Source organism: Variovorax sp. 160MFSha2.1 (assembly GCF_048305075.1).
GTDB lineage: Bacteria > Pseudomonadota > Gammaproteobacteria > Burkholderiales > Burkholderiaceae_C > Variovorax > Variovorax guangxiensis.
The window spans coordinates 91,817-107,942 of the sequence record NZ_CP157624.1; the positions used below are offsets into that span (position 1 = coordinate 91,817).

Genomic DNA, 16,126 nt, shown 5'->3' on the forward strand with positions numbered 1-16,126 from the left:
TACGGGGCGCAAGGCTAAGCGCGCCGCCTCAACCCTGCTGTCGCACGGTTGACGGATTGGTGCTAGGCGAGCAGCGCCAGCAGTGCCGGGCTCACGCGCACCGGCATGGCCAGCAGGATCTGGCCCATGCCCTTGCCGAGCGGATCGTTGCGCAGCGAGGCCATGCCGCCGCCGCCCAGCGCCTGCTCGCAGACGAAGTTGAAGGCGTCGATGCCGGGCACCTCGTAGCGCGTGACGCGGCCCTTGACCAGGTGCGCGAGCCATTCGGCCACGCGCGCTTCGGTGAGCTGCTCGCGCAGCAGCGGCAGCAGGGCAGGGTGACGTGCGATGACGCCGATGTTCGAGGTGTCGCCCTTGTCGCCGCTGCGGGCCCAGGCCAGGCGCAGCAGCGGTACTTCGATGCTGTCGGCATCGGAAGCCGTGATCTCCGTCTTGATGGCTCTGGCAGGCGAAGAGGTGGGCTTGGCCACCTCGGCTGGCGACGGGACTTGGGGGCGGGGAACATCGATGCGCTTTCCATCGATGACCACCGATGCCTCGACCAGTGATTTGTCGAGCAGGAACGCGTACTGACGGATCGATGGGGAAACCGAGGCGCGTCCGCCACCCGCGCCGGTAGTGCCCGGGGCCCACGATGTACCGGCCGGAGCGACCTCACGCACGAACAGTTCCAGAGCTTCTTTGCGCGGGTGCGTCACCGCAAGCCGCAGCACCGCTTCGCGCGTCTGCGATGCGCGCGCGTGCGGTCCGTAGCAGGACTCCGCGCCCAGCACTTCGAGCTGCGTGCCGCTGTAGGGGCCGAAGCCGTACTGCGAGAAGAGCGCGCCGGTGCGCGCGAGGATAGCTTCGCCCGTTCGCTTCGCCTTCGCCACAGCGTCGAAGCCCACGATGGTGAGCTGCGCCGCCGTCTTGAAGCCGTCAACGTAGGTGGCGCTGACCTTGTAGCTCGCAGTCGGTGCATGGCCGCGAGCGCCGTGCACGCGCACGCGGTGCTCACCGGCCTGCTCGATGCGCACCTGCGTGAAGTCGGCCACCACGTCGGGCAGCAGGTAGGCGGCGGGGTCGCCGATCTCGTAGAGCATCTGCTCGCCCACCACCGCGGGCGTGACCTTGCCGCCGGTGCCCGCGGGCTTGGTGACTATGAAGCTGCCGTCGGCGCTGCATTCGACGATGGGGTAGCCGATGTCGGGCCAGTCGGGCACGGTGTCCCAGTCGGTGTGCAGGCCACCCGTGGCCTGGCAGCCGCATTCGATGATGTGGCCCGCGAGGCTGCCCGCGGCGAGCAGGTCGAGATCGTCCTGCTGCCACTCGAATTCATGCATGAGCACGCCGAGCGTGACGGCCGAGTCGACACAGCGGCCGGTGATGACGACCTGCGCGCCCGCATCGAGCGCGGCCCTTATGGGCTGCGCGCCGAGGTAGGCGTTGGCGGTGAGCACGCGCTCGGGCAGCGCGGCGCCGTTCTGAAGTTCGCGCACCGGCGGTTGCGACTTGCGCAGCCCGGGCAGCAGCGGCGACACGTCGTCGCCGCTCACTACGGCGATCTTCAGTGCGATGCCCTGTTCGGCCGCGAGCGCGGCCAATGCATCGGCGCAGCCTTGCGGGTTGACGCCGCCCGCGTTGCTCACCACGCGGATGCCCTGTTCCACGACGTCTTTCAGCACGGCCTTCATCGCCACCGAGACGAAGTCGGTGGCGTAGCCGAGCTCCGGCTTCTTGAGCCGCGCGCCCGCGAGGATCGACATGGTGAGTTCGGCGAGGTAGTCGAACACGAGGTAGTCGATCCGGCCGCTGGCCACGAGCTGCGGCGCGCCCACGCTGCTGTCGCCCCAGAAGCCCGAGGCGCCGCCGATGCGGACGATGCGTTCGTCGATGTTGCCGCTGCCGCTCATCGTCCGCTCCACTGCGGCTTGCGCTTCTCGCGGAAGGCGAGCTGTCCTTCGGCCGCGTCCTCGGTGAGCGCGAACAGGCCGATCTGGCTTTCGGTGAAGGCCATCGATTCCTCGAAGGCCATGGCCTCGATCTTCTTCATGGTGTAGAGGCCGCGGCGGATGGCTGCGGGCGACTTGTCGAGCATGCGGCCGAGCAGCCAGTCGACGCTCTCGTCGACGTCGTCGCTCACGCGGTTGACGAGATTCAGTTCCAGCGCCTGTGCCGCGTCTATGGGCTCGCCGGTGATGCACATCTCGGCCAGCACGCGGCGCGGCAGCAGGCCGCCGAGCACGCTGAGCACCTGCGCGGGAAAGAGGCCGACCTTCACTTCGGGCAAGCCGAACACCGCGTGGCTGCTGGCCACCGCCATGTCGCACATCGCCATGAGGCCCATGCCGCCCGCCATGCAGGCGCCGTTGACGCGCGCGATCAGCGGCACGGTCGACTGCCGGGCCTGGCGGAAGAGGTTGGCGAAGCCCTGGTAGGGCGCGGCGTAGTCGAACTTGAAGGAGGTGCCGCTCTGCAGGTCGGCGCCCGCGCAGAAGGCACGTGTGCCCGCGCCGGTGATGACTACCGCGCGCACCGCGCTGTCGTTGTTGGCACGTGCGATGGCATCGCCCAGGCCGGCGAGTACGGCGCCGCTGATGGCGTTGCGGCGCTCCTCGCGCTCGATGGTGAGCCACATGACGGGCCCGCGCATCTCTTCGCGCAGTTCGGCGGGTGGAGGGGTTTCGGTCATGGCGAGATTCCTTCTTCGGTCTTCCGGGAGTTCTTTTCTCTCTTGCCCGTAGCGTCGCCCGAAAAAAAAGCCGCATCGTGCGGCTTGTGGCTGAAGCGGTTCGGGTTTTCCCTGAAGGGGTTCCGATCCGCTTGCTGCTTCTGAACGCTTTTGCGTGCTTCGGCTTACTTCAGAAGACCTTCGGCCTTCATCGCTTCCTGCACGGCGGGGCGGGCACCCACGCGGGCATGCCAGGCCAGCAGGTTGGGGAAGTCGGAGATGTCCACGCCCGTGGGCTTGGTCCAGTTGGTCACGGTGAACAGGTAGCCGTCGGCCACGCTGAAGTGATCGCCCATCAGGTATTCCTTGCTGGCGAGTTCGCCGTCGAGCCACTGGAAGCGCGACTTGAGCTTGTCCTTGAAGATGGTCTTGGCTTCCTCGGGCATGTTCGGGTTGAACAGCGGGCTGAAGCCCTTGTGCACTTCGGTGCCGATGAAGGTCAGCCATTCCTGCAGGCGGTAGCGCTGCATGGTGCCGGCGGCCGGCGCCAAGTTCTTGGTGGGGGCGAGGTCGGCGATGTACTGGAGGATGGCCGGGCCTTCGCGCAGGCGGGTGCCGTCGTCGAGTTCGAGCATCGGCACGTAGCCCAGCGGGTTGATGCCGTAGTAGTCGGTGCCGTCCTGGAGCTTGTGGCTCTTGGTGCTGGCCAGCACGGGTTCGGCGGCGATGCCCGCTTCATGCAGCGCGATGTGGGGGGACAGCGAGCAGGCGCCGGGCGAGTAGTACAGCTTCATTCGAGAACTCCAGTGAATGTCGAGGTTGGTTGGATTCTTTGGGTAAACCGCAGCGGATGCTAGCGGGTTTGGAGGCGTCGCGTTTTTGTCCTACGGCCGCACGCGCGGCGCGACTATCGGGCTGGAGGACGGCGCTTCCTAAGCTGCGCTCCATGGCAGGCAGGGCCTGCTGCAAGGAGAAACGCATGTTGAAGTACGCCATCATTTTTGCAGTCATCTCGCTCGTGGCCGCGCTGCTCGGCTTCGGCGGCATCGCGGCGGGTGCGGCCGGCATCGCCAAGTTCCTGTTCGGCCTGTTCCTGGTGCTGGCGCTGCTGTTCGTGGTGCTGGCGGTCCTGGGCGTGGGCGCGGTGAAAAAAGCGATCGACTGATGCACCTCTCGCACATCGAGGCGCAGCTCGACTACGAAGTTGCCGCCCCGGCGCACATGCTGCTGAACATCGAAGCAGCGCGCTCGGGCATGCAGAGCGTGGTCGGGGAGGAACTGGTCGTGGAGCCGCCGACGCCTTTGCGGCTTTTCTGCGACGAGGGAAGCGGCAACCGCTTCGTCCGTTTCGATGCGAAGCCGGGGCCGCTGAAGATCGCCTACAAGGCCAGCGTGAGGCGCGCTCACGTGGTGGTGCCGAACGACCTGGCCGAGATGCCGGTGACCGAGGTGCCCAACGAGGTGCTGCACTACATGATGCCGACGCGCTACTGCGAGTCGGACCTGATGTCGCGCTGTGCCCAGCAGCTCTTCGGCGACCTGCCGCCCGGCATCGGCCGGGTGCAGGCCATCGTCGACTGGATCCACGACAGCATCACCTACGAGCCGGGCAGCAGCGACTCGACCACTACCGCGCGCGAGGTGTTCGTGGAACGCGCGGGGGTGTGCCGCGACTTCGCGCACCTGGGCATCACCTTCTGCCGCGCGCTGAACATTCCGGCGCGGTTGGTGGTCGGCTACGTGTGGTTCGACGAGCCTCCGCAGGATTTCCATGCTGTGTTCGAGGCGTGGCTGGGCGGGCGCTGGGTGCTGTTCGATCCGACCCGCATGGCGCCGGTCGACCGGCTGGTGCGCGTGGGTACGGGGCGCGACGCGAAGGACGTGGCCTTCTGCACGATCTTCGGCGACGTGCGGATGACCGGGAAGAAGCTCGTCGTGCGCGAGCTGCAGGACGAGAGCCTGCAGCCGTCGATGCCGCCTTCGCCCACCGGCGAGGTGATGGGCATCGAGAAGCCGGTGCCTTTGGGACAGGTCGACGAAGCCGCGGCCTGACGGATTCATTTGCTATAAAAAATATAGCAAACTATCAAGCGACGGCCTTGGAAGCAGCCCTTAGGCGTCGCTCTCCAAGCTTATCCACACAAGGGACGCAAGAGGGTCGCGCCGATTAAAATTGGTGCCCCTTTTTGCGCCGCGCACGCGTCAGTTGTGCGCTCCCCATTTTCAAATGCTGTACCCCGAAGAATTCGACGTGATCGTCGTCGGCGGTGGCCATGCCGGCACCGAAGCCGCGCTCGCCGCTGCACGCATGGGCGCCAAGACGCTGCTGCTCTCCCACAACATCGAGACGCTGGGGCAGATGAGCTGCAACCCGTCGATCGGCGGCATCGGCAAGGGCCACCTGGTGAAGGAGGTGGACGCGCTCGGCGGTGCGATGGCGATCGCGACCGACGAGGCCGGCATCCAGTTCCGCATCCTCAATTCGAGCAAGGGCCCGGCCGTGCGCGCGACCCGCGCCCAGGCGGACCGTGTCCTGTACAAGGCGGCCATTCGCCGCAGGCTGGAGAACCAGCCGAACCTGAGCCTGTTCCAGCAGGCGGTCGACGACCTGATGGTGGAGGGCGATCGCGTGGTCGGCGCCGTCACGCAGGTCGGCATCGCTTTCCGTGCGCGGACCGTGGTGCTGACTGCGGGCACTTTCCTCGACGGGCGCATCCACGTCGGCCTCGACAACTACCAGGCCGGCCGCGCGGGCGATCCGCCGGCGGTCAGCCTTTCTGCGCGGCTCAAGGAACTGAAGCTGCCGCAAGGCCGGCTCAAGACCGGCACGCCGCCGCGGCTCGACGGGCGCAGCATCGATTTCTCCAAATGCACCGAGCAGCCGGGTGACGGCATGCCCGGTGGGGCAGGGCCGATGCCGGTCTTCAGCTTCATGGGGCGCGCCGACATGCACCCGCAGCAGATGCCCTGCTGGATCACCCATACCAATGCGCGCACGCACGAGATCATCCGTTCGGGCTTCGACCGCAGCCCGATGTTCACCGGCAAGATCGATGGCGTGGGGCCGCGCTACTGCCCGAGCGTGGAGGACAAGATCAACCGCTTCGCCGACAAGGAAAGCCACCAGATCTTCCTCGAGCCCGAAGGGCTGACGACCAACGAGTACTACCCGAACGGGATCTCGACCAGCCTGCCCTTCGACATCCAGTACCAACTGGTGCGCTCGATGCCCGGGCTGGAGAACGCACACATCCTGCGGCCTGGCTATGCCATCGAATACGACTACTTCGATCCGCGCGAGCTCAAGAGCAGTTTCGAGACACGCTCGGTCAAGGGACTGTTCTTTGCCGGGCAGATCAACGGCACGACCGGCTACGAAGAGGCGGCGGCTCAGGGTCTGTTCGCCGGCATCAACGCCGCGCTGCAATGCCGCGGCGAAGACGCTTGGCTGCCGCGCCGCGACGAAGCCTATCTGGGCGTGCTTGTTGATGACCTCATCACCAAGGGAGTGACCGAGCCATACCGCATGTTCACCAGCCGCGCCGAGTTCCGGCTGCAGCTGCGCGAGGACAACGCCGATATGCGCCTGACGGAAATCGGACGAAAGCTGGGCCTGGTGGACGACGAACGCTGGGACGCCTTCAGCCGAAAGCGCGATGCTGTTTCACGTGAAACAGAGCGCCTCAAGTCGATCTGGGTGAACCCGCGCAACCTGCCGGCTTCGGAATCGGAGCGGGTGCTGGGCAAGGCCATCGATCACGAATACAACCTGGCTGACTTGTTGCGTCGGCCCGATGTGAGCTACGAAACGCTGATGACGCTCGATGGCGGCAAGTACAGCGCCCAGGCTCCGCTGAGCGAGACCGAGATCGAGCAGATCGAGATCTCGGCCAAGTACTCCGGATACATCGAGCGCCAGCATGACGAAGTGGAGCGCGCGGCGCACTTCGAGAACCTGAAGCTCCCGGCCGATTTCGACTACAGCCAGGTCAAGGCGCTGAGCTTCGAGGTGCGACAGAAGCTCAACAAGCACCGGCCGGAAACGCTGGGACTGGCTTCGCGCATCTCCGGTGTGACGCCGGCCGCCATTTCCCTGCTGATGATCCATCTGCGAAAGGGCGGCCATAAGGCCTTTGCCCGCGACGCTGCAACGGAAGCTGCCGCCGAATGACGGCGCCGATCGACACGCTGCGCGCAGGCGCAGCCGACATGGGCGTGGCGCTGTCCGATTCCCAAGCCGAGCGGCTGCTGGCCTACGGCACGCTGATGCTCAAGTGGAACAAAGTCTATAACCTCACGGCACTGCGCGATCCGGCCAGCGTGCTGACGCACCACCTGCTCGACAGTCTCGCGGCGGTCGCGCCGCTGCGGCGCGAATGGGCAGGGAAGGGGAAGCTGCTGGATGTAGGTTCCGGTGGCGGCTTGCCTGGGGTGGTGATCGCGATCATGCGACCCGATCTTGAAGTGAGTTGCCTTGATGCGGTGGCCAAGAAGGCTGCCTTTGTCCAGCAGGTCGCAGCTGAACTGGAACTGCGGAACCTTCGCGGGCTGCATGCCCGGGTCGAATCGCTGGTCGGCAGCTATGAAATCATCAGCTCCCGCGCCTTCGCATCGCTGCCCGATTTCTTCAACGGCTCGATGAATCTGCTCGCACCCGGCGGTGTTTGGCTCGCCATGAAGGGCAAGGTACCGACCGACGAACTCGCTGTATTGCCCAAGGGCGTGTCTGTGTTTCACGTGGAACAACTGGCGGTTCCGGGCTTGGATGCCGAGCGCTGCATCGTCTGGGCACGCAAGGCTCCTGCCGAAATCGGCGCCTGATTCACGAAAAGAGGGGGCGACACCGGTAAAAGCCGGTGTCCGAACGATCTTCGCGGCAGTGTGCTCGCTTAGACTCGATGCCTCCCTCTGGTCTCCTTCCCGGCTCGCTTTTTCGAGGCAAACCCATGTTCGGCATCGCTGACTACGGCGCATTCGTCGCCGCCATCATCCTGTTCCTCTTGATTCCCGGTCCGGGCAATCTGGCGCTGATCACCTCGACCAGCAAGGGCGGCATCCGTGGCGGTCTCGCCGCGACGGCCGGAGTGATCGTCGGCGACCAGTTCCTCCTCTGGGCAGCAGTGGCCGGCGTGTCGGCCGTCATGGCTGCCTACCCGGCTGCGTTCAAGGCAGTGCAATGGCTGGGCGCAGCCTATCTGGCCTGGATGGGCATCAAGATGCTGATGGCGAAGCCCGGCTCGGCCCCGATCCTCAACATCAAGCCCAGCCACTTCATGCGCCAGGCATTCACGATCACGCTGCTGAATCCGAAGGCGATCGTGTTCTACATGGCCTTCTTCCCGCTGTTCGTGGACCCGGCCCGGCACCAGGGCGTGATCACTTTCGGCGCGATGGCCGTGACCATTGCCGCGCTGACCTTCCTGTACGGCCTGACCTCGACGCTGCTCACGCACTTCTTGGCCGAGCGCATCCGCGCGAATCCCCGCATTTCCACCACGCTCGAAAAGCTTGCCGGCAGCTTCCTGATCGCCTTCGGCGTCAAGCTCGCAATCTCGCGCTGATCGATCGACCCCCCGGTACTCACATGGCCAAGATTTTCTGCATCGCCAACCAGAAGGGCGGCGTCGGCAAGACCACCACCACCGTCAATCTCGCCGCCGGTCTGGCAAAGGTAGGCCAGCGCGTGCTGATGATCGACCTCGACCCGCAGGGCAATGCCACCATGGGTTCGGGCATCGACAAGCGCGAGCTGGAGTTGACGGTGTACGACGTGCTGCTCGAATCGGCCTCGGTGGCCGAGGCGCGGGTCAAGGCCGACAAGCTGGTGGAAGGCGGTTGCGGCTACGACGTGCTGGGCGCCAACCGCGAGCTGGCGGGTGCCGAAGTCGAAATGGTCGCCCTCGACCGCCGCGAGAAGCGCCTGCGTACCGCGCTGGCGGCAGTCGGTGCCGAGTACGACTTCGTGCTGATCGACTGCCCGCCCAGCCTGAGCCTGCTGACGCTGAACGGCCTGTGCGCTGCCCACGGCGTGATCGTGCCGATGCAGTGCGAGTACTTCGCGCTCGAAGGGCTGACCGACCTGGTCAACACCATCAAGCAGGTGCACGCCAACCTCAACAAGAACCTGCAGATCATCGGCCTGCTGCGCGTGATGTTCGATCCGCGCATCACGCTGCAGCAGCAGGTGAGCGAGCAGCTCAAGTCCCACTTCGGCGACAAGGTGTTCGACACGGTCATCCCGCGCAACGTGCGGCTGGCCGAGGCGCCAAGCTACGGGCTGCCCGGCGTGGTGTTCGACCCGGCCGCGCGCGGCAGCCAGGCCTTCATCGCCTTCGCGCAGGAGTTGGTCGACAAGATGCCGCCCGCGAGCGCCTTTGCCTCCGGCGCGGTGGCTCCGCCGATCGCACCGGTTGCGCGGATTACGCCGGACCTGCCGATTCCCGACGACGTCATGGCGCCGGCCGCCGCGCCGGCTACCGACTCGACAAGTGAGAACAATGCCTGACGGCCGCATGCGACCCGCAGGATGCTATCAAATCCGTAGCAAATGACAGAGCCTCGCATCCTGCTGCTGCCCGGTTGGCAGAACAGCGGCCCCGGCCATTGGCAGACCCGCTGGGAATCGGTCCATGGCGATCACCGCGTCGAGCAGCACGAGTGGATGCGCCCGCTGCGCGGCGACTGGTCCGCGCGGCTCGAAGAAGAAGTGCTGGCATCGCCCGGCCAGGTGGTCTTCGCGGCGCACAGCCTGGGCTGCATCCTCGTTGCCGCCTGGGCCGCGCATTCGCGCAACACGCACAAGGTGCGCGGCGCGCTGCTGGTCGCGCCCGGAGACGTGGAGAGCGACAACCTGCGCCAGCAGATTCCCGGCTGGGCGCCCATCGTGCGCAAGCCGTTGCCGTTCCCGGCGGTGCTGATCGCCGCCAACGACGACCCTTACTGCGAAGCTTCGCGCTCCCGCCAGCTTGCCGCCGACTGGGGCGTGCGCTTCGTCGATGCCGGCGCGGGCGGTCATCTGAATGCCGAATCGGGCCTGGGCGACTGGCCCGAGGGCCGGAAACTCCTGAACGAAATCTCGAAAGAAAAGAACTGATGGCGACCAAGAAACCCAAGGGACTGGGCCGCGGCCTCGAAGCGCTGCTGGGCCCGACGGCCGCCCCATCCGCCGACAACACAAGCGGCGGCAGTGGCAGCGTCAACGATGCGGAGGAGGGCGGCGCGCAACGCAACCCGAGCACGCTGATGCTCGACCAGATGGTCGCCGGCGTCTACCAGCCGCGCACGCGCATGGACGAGGGCGCGCTCTACGAGCTGGCCGAGAGCATCAAGGTGCAGGGCATCATGCAGCCGATCCTGGTGCGCCGGCTCGATCCCGACTCGGCGGCGGCCAAGAACGCCGAGTACGAAATCATCGCGGGCGAGCGGCGCTTCCGTGCCGCGAAGCTCGCCGGCCTCGACAGCGTGCCGGTGCTGGTGCGCGACGTGCCCAACGAGGCCGCTGCGGCGATGTCGCTCATCGAGAACATCCAGCGCGAGGATCTCAATCCGCTCGAAGAGGCCCAAGGTTTGCAACGCCTGGTGACCGAGTTTGGGCTCACTCACGAGCAGGCCGCGCAAGCCGTGGGCCGCTCGCGCAGTGCGGCCAGCAACCTGCTGCGCCTGCTGAACCTGGCCGAGCCCGCGCAGCAGATGCTGATGGCCGGCGACATCGACATGGGCCACGCCCGCGCGTTGCTGTCGCTCGACCGCGGCACCCAGATCACGGCCGCCAACCAGATCGCGGCCAAGAAGATGTCGGTGCGCGAGGCCGAGTCGCTGGTGAAGAAGCTCGCGGCCGAGTTCACGCTCACGCCTTCGCGCCGCAGCAATGATGGCGAGAAGTCGCGCGACCTGCTGCGCGTGGAAGAAGAACTGGCCGACCTGCTCACGGCCGAGGTCGAGGTCCGCATCAAGAAGCGCACCAAGCGCGGCGGCCGCGTCGAGGAAAGCGGCGAGCTCGCGATCCACTTCGGCTCCATCGAGGCGCTCAACGGACTGATCGAACGCATCCGCCGAACGGCCTAGTGTTGTGAATCAGGGCTCCGGCATTCGTTTGATTGATTCCTGCAATCCTTTGCGCGTATCCTCGACCGCTGGTTTTTCCAACCCCAGTTCTCTGAACAAACAGAGGGAGTAGTCCACCATGCAGCTCACCAGGTTTCCGCTCGCGGCCATCGCCGCCGGCGCACTTCTTCTCACCGGTTGCGCCACGACCGACATGCAAATGGGCAGCCAGTCGGCCAAGACCATGGCCACCGGCAGCGCGGCGGGTGGCGCCACCGACAACGCCAGCAGCCAGCTCGAGCGCTGCGAATCGCCGCTCGGCACCGTCTCCCTGATCGAGAACCAGAACGCGGGCTGGTACACCATCCTCACCGGCGAATACCGCCTGCCTCCCACTGCCAACCTGCTGCGCCTGCTGGTGCAGCAATCGAACTGCTTCATCGTGGTCGAACGCGGCGCTGCAGGCATGAATGCCATGACGCGCGAACGCGCGCTGATGCAGTCGGGCGAAATGCGCGGCGGCAGCAACTTCGGCCGCGGCCAGATGGTCGCTTCCGATTACGGCCTGTCGCCCGAAATCGTGTTCAGCAACAGCGATGCTGGCGGCGTCGGCGGCGCGCTCGGCGGCCTGGTGGGTGGCGGCCGTGGCCGTGCGCTCGCTGCCCTGGGCGGCAGCATGCAGACCAAGGAAGCCAGCGCGATGTTGACCCTGATCGACAACCGCTCGGGCGTGCAGGTTGCCGCTTCCGAAGGCAGCGCCTCCAAGACCGACTTCGGCGCCTTCGGTGCACTCGCTGGCCGCAGCGCGGGCGGCGGCCTCGGTGGCTACACCAACACCGCCCAGGGCAAGGTGATCGCCGCGGCTTTCATGGACGCCTTCAACCAGATGGTCCGCTCGCTGCGCAACTACAAGGCGCAGACGGTGCGTGGCCAGGGCCTCGGCGGCGGCGGCCGCCTGGGCGTGGACGGTGGTGCGGCTCCCTCGCAGACCTACGTGCCGGCAGAGAAGGCACCAGCCCGTCGCCGCAGCAACTGATCGATCGATCGGTCATCGCACAACAAAAAGCCCGGCGGCTCGCAAGAGCCCCGGGCTTTTTCGTTGAGTGCTGAGCGGAATCAGAGGCTGAAGATCTTCCCCGGATTCATGATGTTCTTCGGGTCGAGCGCGCGCTTGATCGTGCGCATCATGTCGATGGCGCCCGTGCCCGCCTCGTTCACCAGGAACTCCATCTTGTGCAGCCCCACACCGTGCTCGCCGGTGCAGGTGCCTTCGAGCGCCAGCGCGCGGCTCACCAGCGCGTGGTTCAGCTCTTCGGCCTTCACGCGCTCCTCGGGGATGTTCGGGTCGAGCAGGTAGCCGAAGTGGAAGTTGCCGTCGCCCACGTGGCCGACGAGGAAGTAGGGGATGCCGCTGGCATCGGCCTCGGCCACCGAGTCGAGCAGGCAGTCGGCCAGGCGCGAGATCGGCACGCAGGTGTCGGTCGAGATCACGCGGCAGCCGGGACGCGACTGCACCGCCGCGAAGTAACTGTTGTGCCGCGCCGTCCACAGGCGCGTGCGCTCTTCCGGCGTGCTCGCCCATTCGAAGGCATTGCCGCCATGGCCGCTCGCGATTTCCTGCACCGTCTCGGCCTGCTCCTTCACGCCGGCGGGCGAGCCGTGGAACTCCATCAGCAGCATCGGTTCCTCGCGCAGGTTGAGCTTGGCGTAGGCGTTCACCATGCGCACCGTGTTCACGTCGATCAGCTCCACGCGCGCGATCGGCACGCCGAGCTGGATGGTTTCGATGGTGGTGCGCACGGCGGCCTCGATGCTCGGGAACGAGCAGATCGCCGCGGACACCGCCTCGGGCAGCGGGTAGATGCGCAGCGTGATCTCGGTGACCACGCCCAGCGTGCCTTCGCTGCCCACCATGAGGCGCGTGAGGTCGTAGCCAGCCGACGACTTCTTCGCGCGCGTGCCCGTGCGGATGACGTCGCCCGCGGCCGTCACCACCTCGAGCGCCAGCACGTTCTCGCGCATCGTGCCGTAGCGCACCGCGTTCGTGCCGCTGGCGCGCGTGGCCGTCATGCCGCCGATGGAGGCATCGGCGCCCGGGTCGATGGGGAAGAAAAGGCCCGTGCTCTTGATCTCTTCATTGAGCTGCTTGCGCGTGACGCCGGGCTGCACCGTCACCGTGAGGTCGTCGGCATTCACCGACAGCACCTTGTTCATGCGCGAGACGTCGATGCTGATGCCGCCCTGCACCGCCAGCAGGTGGCCTTCGAGCGAGGAGCCCACGCCGAAGGGGATGACCGGCACGCTGTGCTCGCTCGCGAGCTTCACCGCGTCTGCAACATCCTGCGTGCTCTCGGCGAACACCACGGCGGAGGGGGGCGGCGCGTCGAAGGAAGACTCGTCGCGCCCGTGCTGCGTGCGCACCGCCATCGCCGTGGAACAGTTGGCGCCGAAGCGTGCCTTCAGCGCCTCGATCAGGCTGTCGGGCACGTCGCGCAGATGAAGCTCCGGCATCAGGTGCGAGGTTTGGGTCGGGGCGTTCATCGGCTGTCTCCTGGCGGGGTGGGGGTGATCGGCCATTCTACGGAGCGAGCACCATAATGCGCTTCGGAAAAACATGAACCCCACCACACTCAGCGCCCTTGCGGCCTTCCCCTCGCAGCTGGAGGCCCACTACGCGGCCATTCCCTTCGCCTTCAGGCACTGGACGCCGCCTTCATGGGAAGGCGTGCCCAGCGAGGCCTTCACCGCCATCGAGCAGCTCTGCCATGTGCGCGACATCGAGATCGAGGGCTACCACGTGCGCTTCCGGCGCACGCTGGCCGAAACCCATCCGACGCTCGCATCCATCGACAGCGAGCCGCTGGCCATCGAGCGCAACTACGGAGCGGCCGATGCGGCGCAGGTGCTGGCCGATTTCCGCATGGCGCGCGCGCAGACGATGGAGATCATCTCCAGCCTGAGCGACGCACAGCTCGCGCGCACGGCAGTGTTCGAAGGCTACGGGCCGCTCACGATGCGCAGCCTTATCCACTACCTCTGCAGCCATGACCAGCAGCACCTCGCCGGTCTGCAATGGCTGGCGGGCAAGATCGACGCGTCGACCGTCGCGCAGTAAGAAAGAAGCAGGAGCGCCCATGGGCAACCGACTTTCCCAGATCGCCACCCGTACCGGCGACGACGGCACTACCGGCCTCGGCGACAACACGCGCGTGTCGAAGGACAACCTGCGCGTGCACGCGATGGGAGACGTGGACGAACTCAACTCGAACATCGGCGTGCTGCTGTGCGAGCCCATGCCCGAGCCCGTGCGCGAGCTGCTGGTCGATGTGCAGCACCAGCTCTTCAACCTTGGCGGAGAGCTGTCGATGCCGGGCTTCACGCTGCTGAAGTCCGATGCCCTGCTGCAACTGGACAACGCACTTGCCGAACACAACGCGGCGCTGCCGCGCCTGGCCGAATTCATCCTTCCCGCCGGCACACGCGCGGCCTCGCTCGCGCATGTGTGCCGCACGGTGGCGCGCAGGGCCGAGCGTGCCGTGGTGGCGCTGGGCGCCGCCGAGCAGCTCAACGACGCGCTGCGCCAATACCTCAACCGGCTCAGCGACCTGCTCTTCGTGCTCGCGCGCGTGCTCAACCGCATGGACGGCGGCGACGACGTCTACTGGAAGAGCGAGCGCATGGCGCGTGCTGCCGCTGTGGCAGCGGAAGACACAAACACCAAGGAGGCTCCATGAAACTTTCCTTCTCTCTCCACGCGCCGCTTGCCGTGGCGATGTCCGCCATGCTGTGCCTGCCCGGTCTCGCGCAGGCCCAGAGCGCCGACAACCCGCCGAAGGCGCAGCGCGCCCATACGCTCAAGTCGCCCTCGCGCGGCGGCAAGGTTGTGGGCAGCGTGCAGCGCGGCACCAACGCCGCCGGCCGCGGCATCGACCGCGCCGACGCGGCTACGCGGCGCGGCGTCAACAGCGTGTCGGAAAAGGCCAGCCGGCCCGTGCGCCGGGTGGGCGAGGCCTTCGGGCGCAAGCTCTCGCCAGGATCGAGCGGACGCGCTGCACCGCCGTCCGTGGGCCCGCAAGGCAGCGCGCCCTGATCCTTGGAGCCGCTACTCGGCGTGATCGATGAGCGCAGCGCTCATGCGACCGGCATGAGCAGAGCGTCCTATGCGAATGGCGCCGGGTGCTACCCGGTGTCATTCGCACGCATCCCGGAACATCTCTCCAAGGAACACATGGCACGAAATGTAGAGATCAAGGCCCGCATCGACAGCATTGACCGGGTCGCAGCCATCGCCGCGACACTGGCCGACAAGGGCCCCATCGAGATCGCGCAGGACGACACCTTCTTCCGCTGCACCGACGGCGCCGACCGCCTCAAGCTGCGCACCTTCGCGCCCGACCGCGCGGAGTTGATCTTCTATCGCCGCACCAACAGCAGCGGTCCGAAGGAATCTTTCTACCTGATCACGCCCTGCGCCACGCCCGACGTGCTGCGCGAATCGCTCACGCTCGCCTGGGGCCAGGCGGGCCGGGTGCGCAAGCAGCGCCGGCTGTTCCTCGCGGGCCGCACGCGCATCCACCTCGATCGTGTGGAAGGGCTCGGCGAATTCCTCGAGCTCGAAGTGGTGTTGGAGGAGGGCGAGTCGGCCGAGGCCGGCATCGCCGAGGCGCATGCACTCATGGCGCAACTGGGCGTGCGCACCGATCAGCTGGTGCAGGGCGCCTACGTCGACCTGCTCAACGCCAGCCAGCGGACTTGAGCTGATCCGCCAGGAGCTGCGCGACCTTCTCGTAGCCTCGCGCATTCGCGTGGATGCGGTCGGAGCGCAGCGACGAATCCGAGAGCACGCTCGAATACACGTTCGCGACCAGCAGCGCCTGCTGCGCCTTCGCCACCTCTTCGTAGAACGGCGCATCGCTGAGCGACCCCACCGCCGCGCGCATCGCGTCGGGCGAGGGCGTCGCCAGTACGGCCACGTAGGGCGTGTGCGCGCGCGCCTGGGTGACGAGCTCCACGAGGTTGTCGCGCGTGGATGCGGCCGACACGCCACGCAGCATGTCGTTGCCGCCGATGCCGATCAGGATCGCGTCGTAGCTCGCGCCGCCCAGCAGACCTGGCAGGCGCTGCAGCGCGCCCGCCGAGGTGTCGCCGTTGACGCCCGCGTTCTCGACCTGCCAGCCAGTGAGCTCGCCCAGCTTCACCGGCCATGACGCCTCGGGCGGCGCGCCGTAGCCGAAGGTCAGGCTGTCGCCCAGGGCCAGCACGTGGGCTCCGGACTTTAGCGCCGCCGTCGAGGGCTTGCGCCTGCCGCATGCCGCCAGGAGGCTCGCAGCGGATACGCCCGCCAGCAGATGGAGAAGGTGTCGTCGCTTCATGTGGCGCGCAGCTTAAACGCGCCCGAAGCCGCGCGAGCGCTTGTCCCTTTGCTCGGAAAGC

18 protein-coding genes are annotated in these 16,126 nt (G+C 66.8%); 13 read left to right on the forward strand and 5 right to left on the reverse strand.

Going from position 1 to position 16,126, the window contains the following annotated elements; genetic code table 11:
• Positions 1 to 62: 62 nt before the first annotated feature.
• The 3 genes from ABL838_RS00310 to gstA form a co-directional block, all read right to left on the reverse strand.
• Positions 63 to 1,892, reverse strand: a complete 1,830-nt coding sequence (locus ABL838_RS00310; RefSeq protein WP_418123567.1) for an acyclic terpene utilization AtuA family protein — start codon at positions 1,890 to 1,892, stop codon at positions 63 to 65.
• Complete coding sequence (locus ABL838_RS00315) at positions 1,889 to 2,671, reverse strand: enoyl-CoA hydratase/isomerase family protein (protein WP_418123569.1); 783 nt, start codon at positions 2,669 to 2,671, stop codon at positions 1,889 to 1,891. The genes ABL838_RS00310 and ABL838_RS00315 overlap by 4 nt, the downstream gene beginning before the upstream one ends.
• A gap of 164 nt (positions 2,672 to 2,835) precedes the next feature.
• Positions 2,836 to 3,444, reverse strand: a complete 609-nt coding sequence (gene gstA, locus ABL838_RS00320) for a glutathione transferase GstA (RefSeq protein ID WP_418118602.1) — start codon at positions 3,442 to 3,444, stop codon at positions 2,836 to 2,838.
• 185 nt (positions 3,445 to 3,629) lie between these two features.
• Here gstA and ABL838_RS00325 point away from each other — a divergent pair, with 185 nt between their 5' ends.
• From ABL838_RS00325 to ABL838_RS00365, 9 genes are all read left to right on the forward strand, one after another.
• Positions 3,630 to 3,815: a DUF1328 family protein gene (locus ABL838_RS00325; protein WP_126020728.1), complete on the forward strand. Its 186-nt coding sequence runs from the start codon at positions 3,630 to 3,632 to the stop codon at positions 3,813 to 3,815.
• Positions 3,815 to 4,702 (forward strand): transglutaminase-like domain-containing protein, encoded by an 888-nt coding sequence (locus ABL838_RS00330; RefSeq protein WP_418123570.1) that lies wholly within the window; start codon positions 3,815 to 3,817, stop codon positions 4,700 to 4,702. Before ABL838_RS00325 ends, ABL838_RS00330 begins: the two co-directional genes overlap by 1 nt.
• A 175-nt stretch (positions 4,703 to 4,877) precedes the next feature.
• Positions 4,878 to 6,821 carry a tRNA uridine-5-carboxymethylaminomethyl(34) synthesis enzyme MnmG gene (gene mnmG, locus ABL838_RS00335; protein ID WP_418118603.1) on the forward strand — a complete coding sequence of 648 codons (1,944 nt, stop codon included), beginning with the start codon at positions 4,878 to 4,880 and terminating at the stop codon, positions 6,819 to 6,821.
• Positions 6,818 to 7,471 (forward strand): 16S rRNA (guanine(527)-N(7))-methyltransferase RsmG, encoded by a 654-nt coding sequence (rsmG, locus tag ABL838_RS00340; RefSeq protein ID WP_418123572.1) that lies wholly within the window; start codon positions 6,818 to 6,820, stop codon positions 7,469 to 7,471. Before mnmG ends, rsmG begins: the two co-directional genes overlap by 4 nt.
• Before the next feature lie 125 nt (positions 7,472 to 7,596).
• A complete protein-coding gene (locus ABL838_RS00345) occupies positions 7,597 to 8,211 on the forward strand; it encodes a LysE family transporter (protein WP_369660187.1) in 615 nt (204 codons plus the stop codon).
• A gap of 23 nt (positions 8,212 to 8,234) precedes the next feature.
• Positions 8,235 to 9,155, forward strand: a complete 921-nt coding sequence (locus tag ABL838_RS00350) for a ParA family protein (RefSeq protein ID WP_126020717.1) — start codon at positions 8,235 to 8,237, stop codon at positions 9,153 to 9,155.
• 42 nt (positions 9,156 to 9,197) lie between these two features.
• The gene (locus ABL838_RS00355) at positions 9,198 to 9,743 is read left to right on the forward strand and encodes an RBBP9/YdeN family alpha/beta hydrolase (RefSeq protein WP_418123573.1); all 546 of its coding nucleotides are present in this window, start codon (positions 9,198 to 9,200) and stop codon (positions 9,741 to 9,743) included.
• A complete protein-coding gene (locus ABL838_RS00360) occupies positions 9,743 to 10,714 on the forward strand; it encodes a ParB/RepB/Spo0J family partition protein (RefSeq protein ID WP_418118605.1) in 972 nt (323 codons plus the stop codon). The genes ABL838_RS00355 and ABL838_RS00360 overlap by 1 nt, the downstream gene beginning before the upstream one ends.
• A 118-nt stretch (positions 10,715 to 10,832) precedes the next feature.
• Positions 10,833 to 11,729 carry a CsgG/HfaB family protein gene (locus ABL838_RS00365; protein ID WP_126020711.1) on the forward strand — a complete coding sequence of 299 codons (897 nt, stop codon included), beginning with the start codon at positions 10,833 to 10,835 and terminating at the stop codon, positions 11,727 to 11,729.
• Positions 11,730 to 11,809: 80 nt separating this feature from the next.
• On the opposite strand, the gene ABL838_RS00370 is transcribed toward ABL838_RS00365, so the two are convergent.
• Complete coding sequence (locus tag ABL838_RS00370) at positions 11,810 to 13,234, reverse strand: FAD-binding oxidoreductase (RefSeq protein ID WP_418123576.1); 1,425 nt, start codon at positions 13,232 to 13,234, stop codon at positions 11,810 to 11,812.
• Between the two features lie 73 nt (positions 13,235 to 13,307).
• Here ABL838_RS00370 and ABL838_RS00375 point away from each other — a divergent pair, with 73 nt between their 5' ends.
• From ABL838_RS00375 to ABL838_RS00390, 4 genes are all read left to right on the forward strand, one after another.
• Positions 13,308 to 13,808, forward strand: coding sequence for a DinB family protein (locus ABL838_RS00375; RefSeq protein ID WP_418123578.1), 501 nt, complete (start codon positions 13,308 to 13,310; stop codon positions 13,806 to 13,808).
• A gap of 19 nt (positions 13,809 to 13,827) precedes the next feature.
• Complete coding sequence (locus tag ABL838_RS00380) at positions 13,828 to 14,427, forward strand: cob(I)yrinic acid a,c-diamide adenosyltransferase (RefSeq protein WP_418123580.1); 600 nt, start codon at positions 13,828 to 13,830, stop codon at positions 14,425 to 14,427.
• A complete protein-coding gene (locus ABL838_RS00385) occupies positions 14,424 to 14,783 on the forward strand; it encodes a hypothetical protein (RefSeq protein WP_418123582.1) in 360 nt (119 codons plus the stop codon). Before ABL838_RS00380 ends, ABL838_RS00385 begins: the two co-directional genes overlap by 4 nt.
• A 138-nt stretch (positions 14,784 to 14,921) precedes the next feature.
• A complete protein-coding gene (locus ABL838_RS00390) occupies positions 14,922 to 15,449 on the forward strand; it encodes a class IV adenylate cyclase (RefSeq protein ID WP_418123584.1) in 528 nt (175 codons plus the stop codon).
• Here ABL838_RS00390 and ABL838_RS00395 read toward each other — a convergent pair.
• The gene (locus ABL838_RS00395) at positions 15,427 to 16,065 is read right to left on the reverse strand and encodes a GDSL-type esterase/lipase family protein (RefSeq protein ID WP_418123585.1); all 639 of its coding nucleotides are present in this window, start codon (positions 16,063 to 16,065) and stop codon (positions 15,427 to 15,429) included. The two genes, ABL838_RS00390 and ABL838_RS00395, sit on opposite strands and share 23 nt — an antisense overlap.
• Between the last annotated feature and the right edge of the window lie 61 nt (positions 16,066 to 16,126).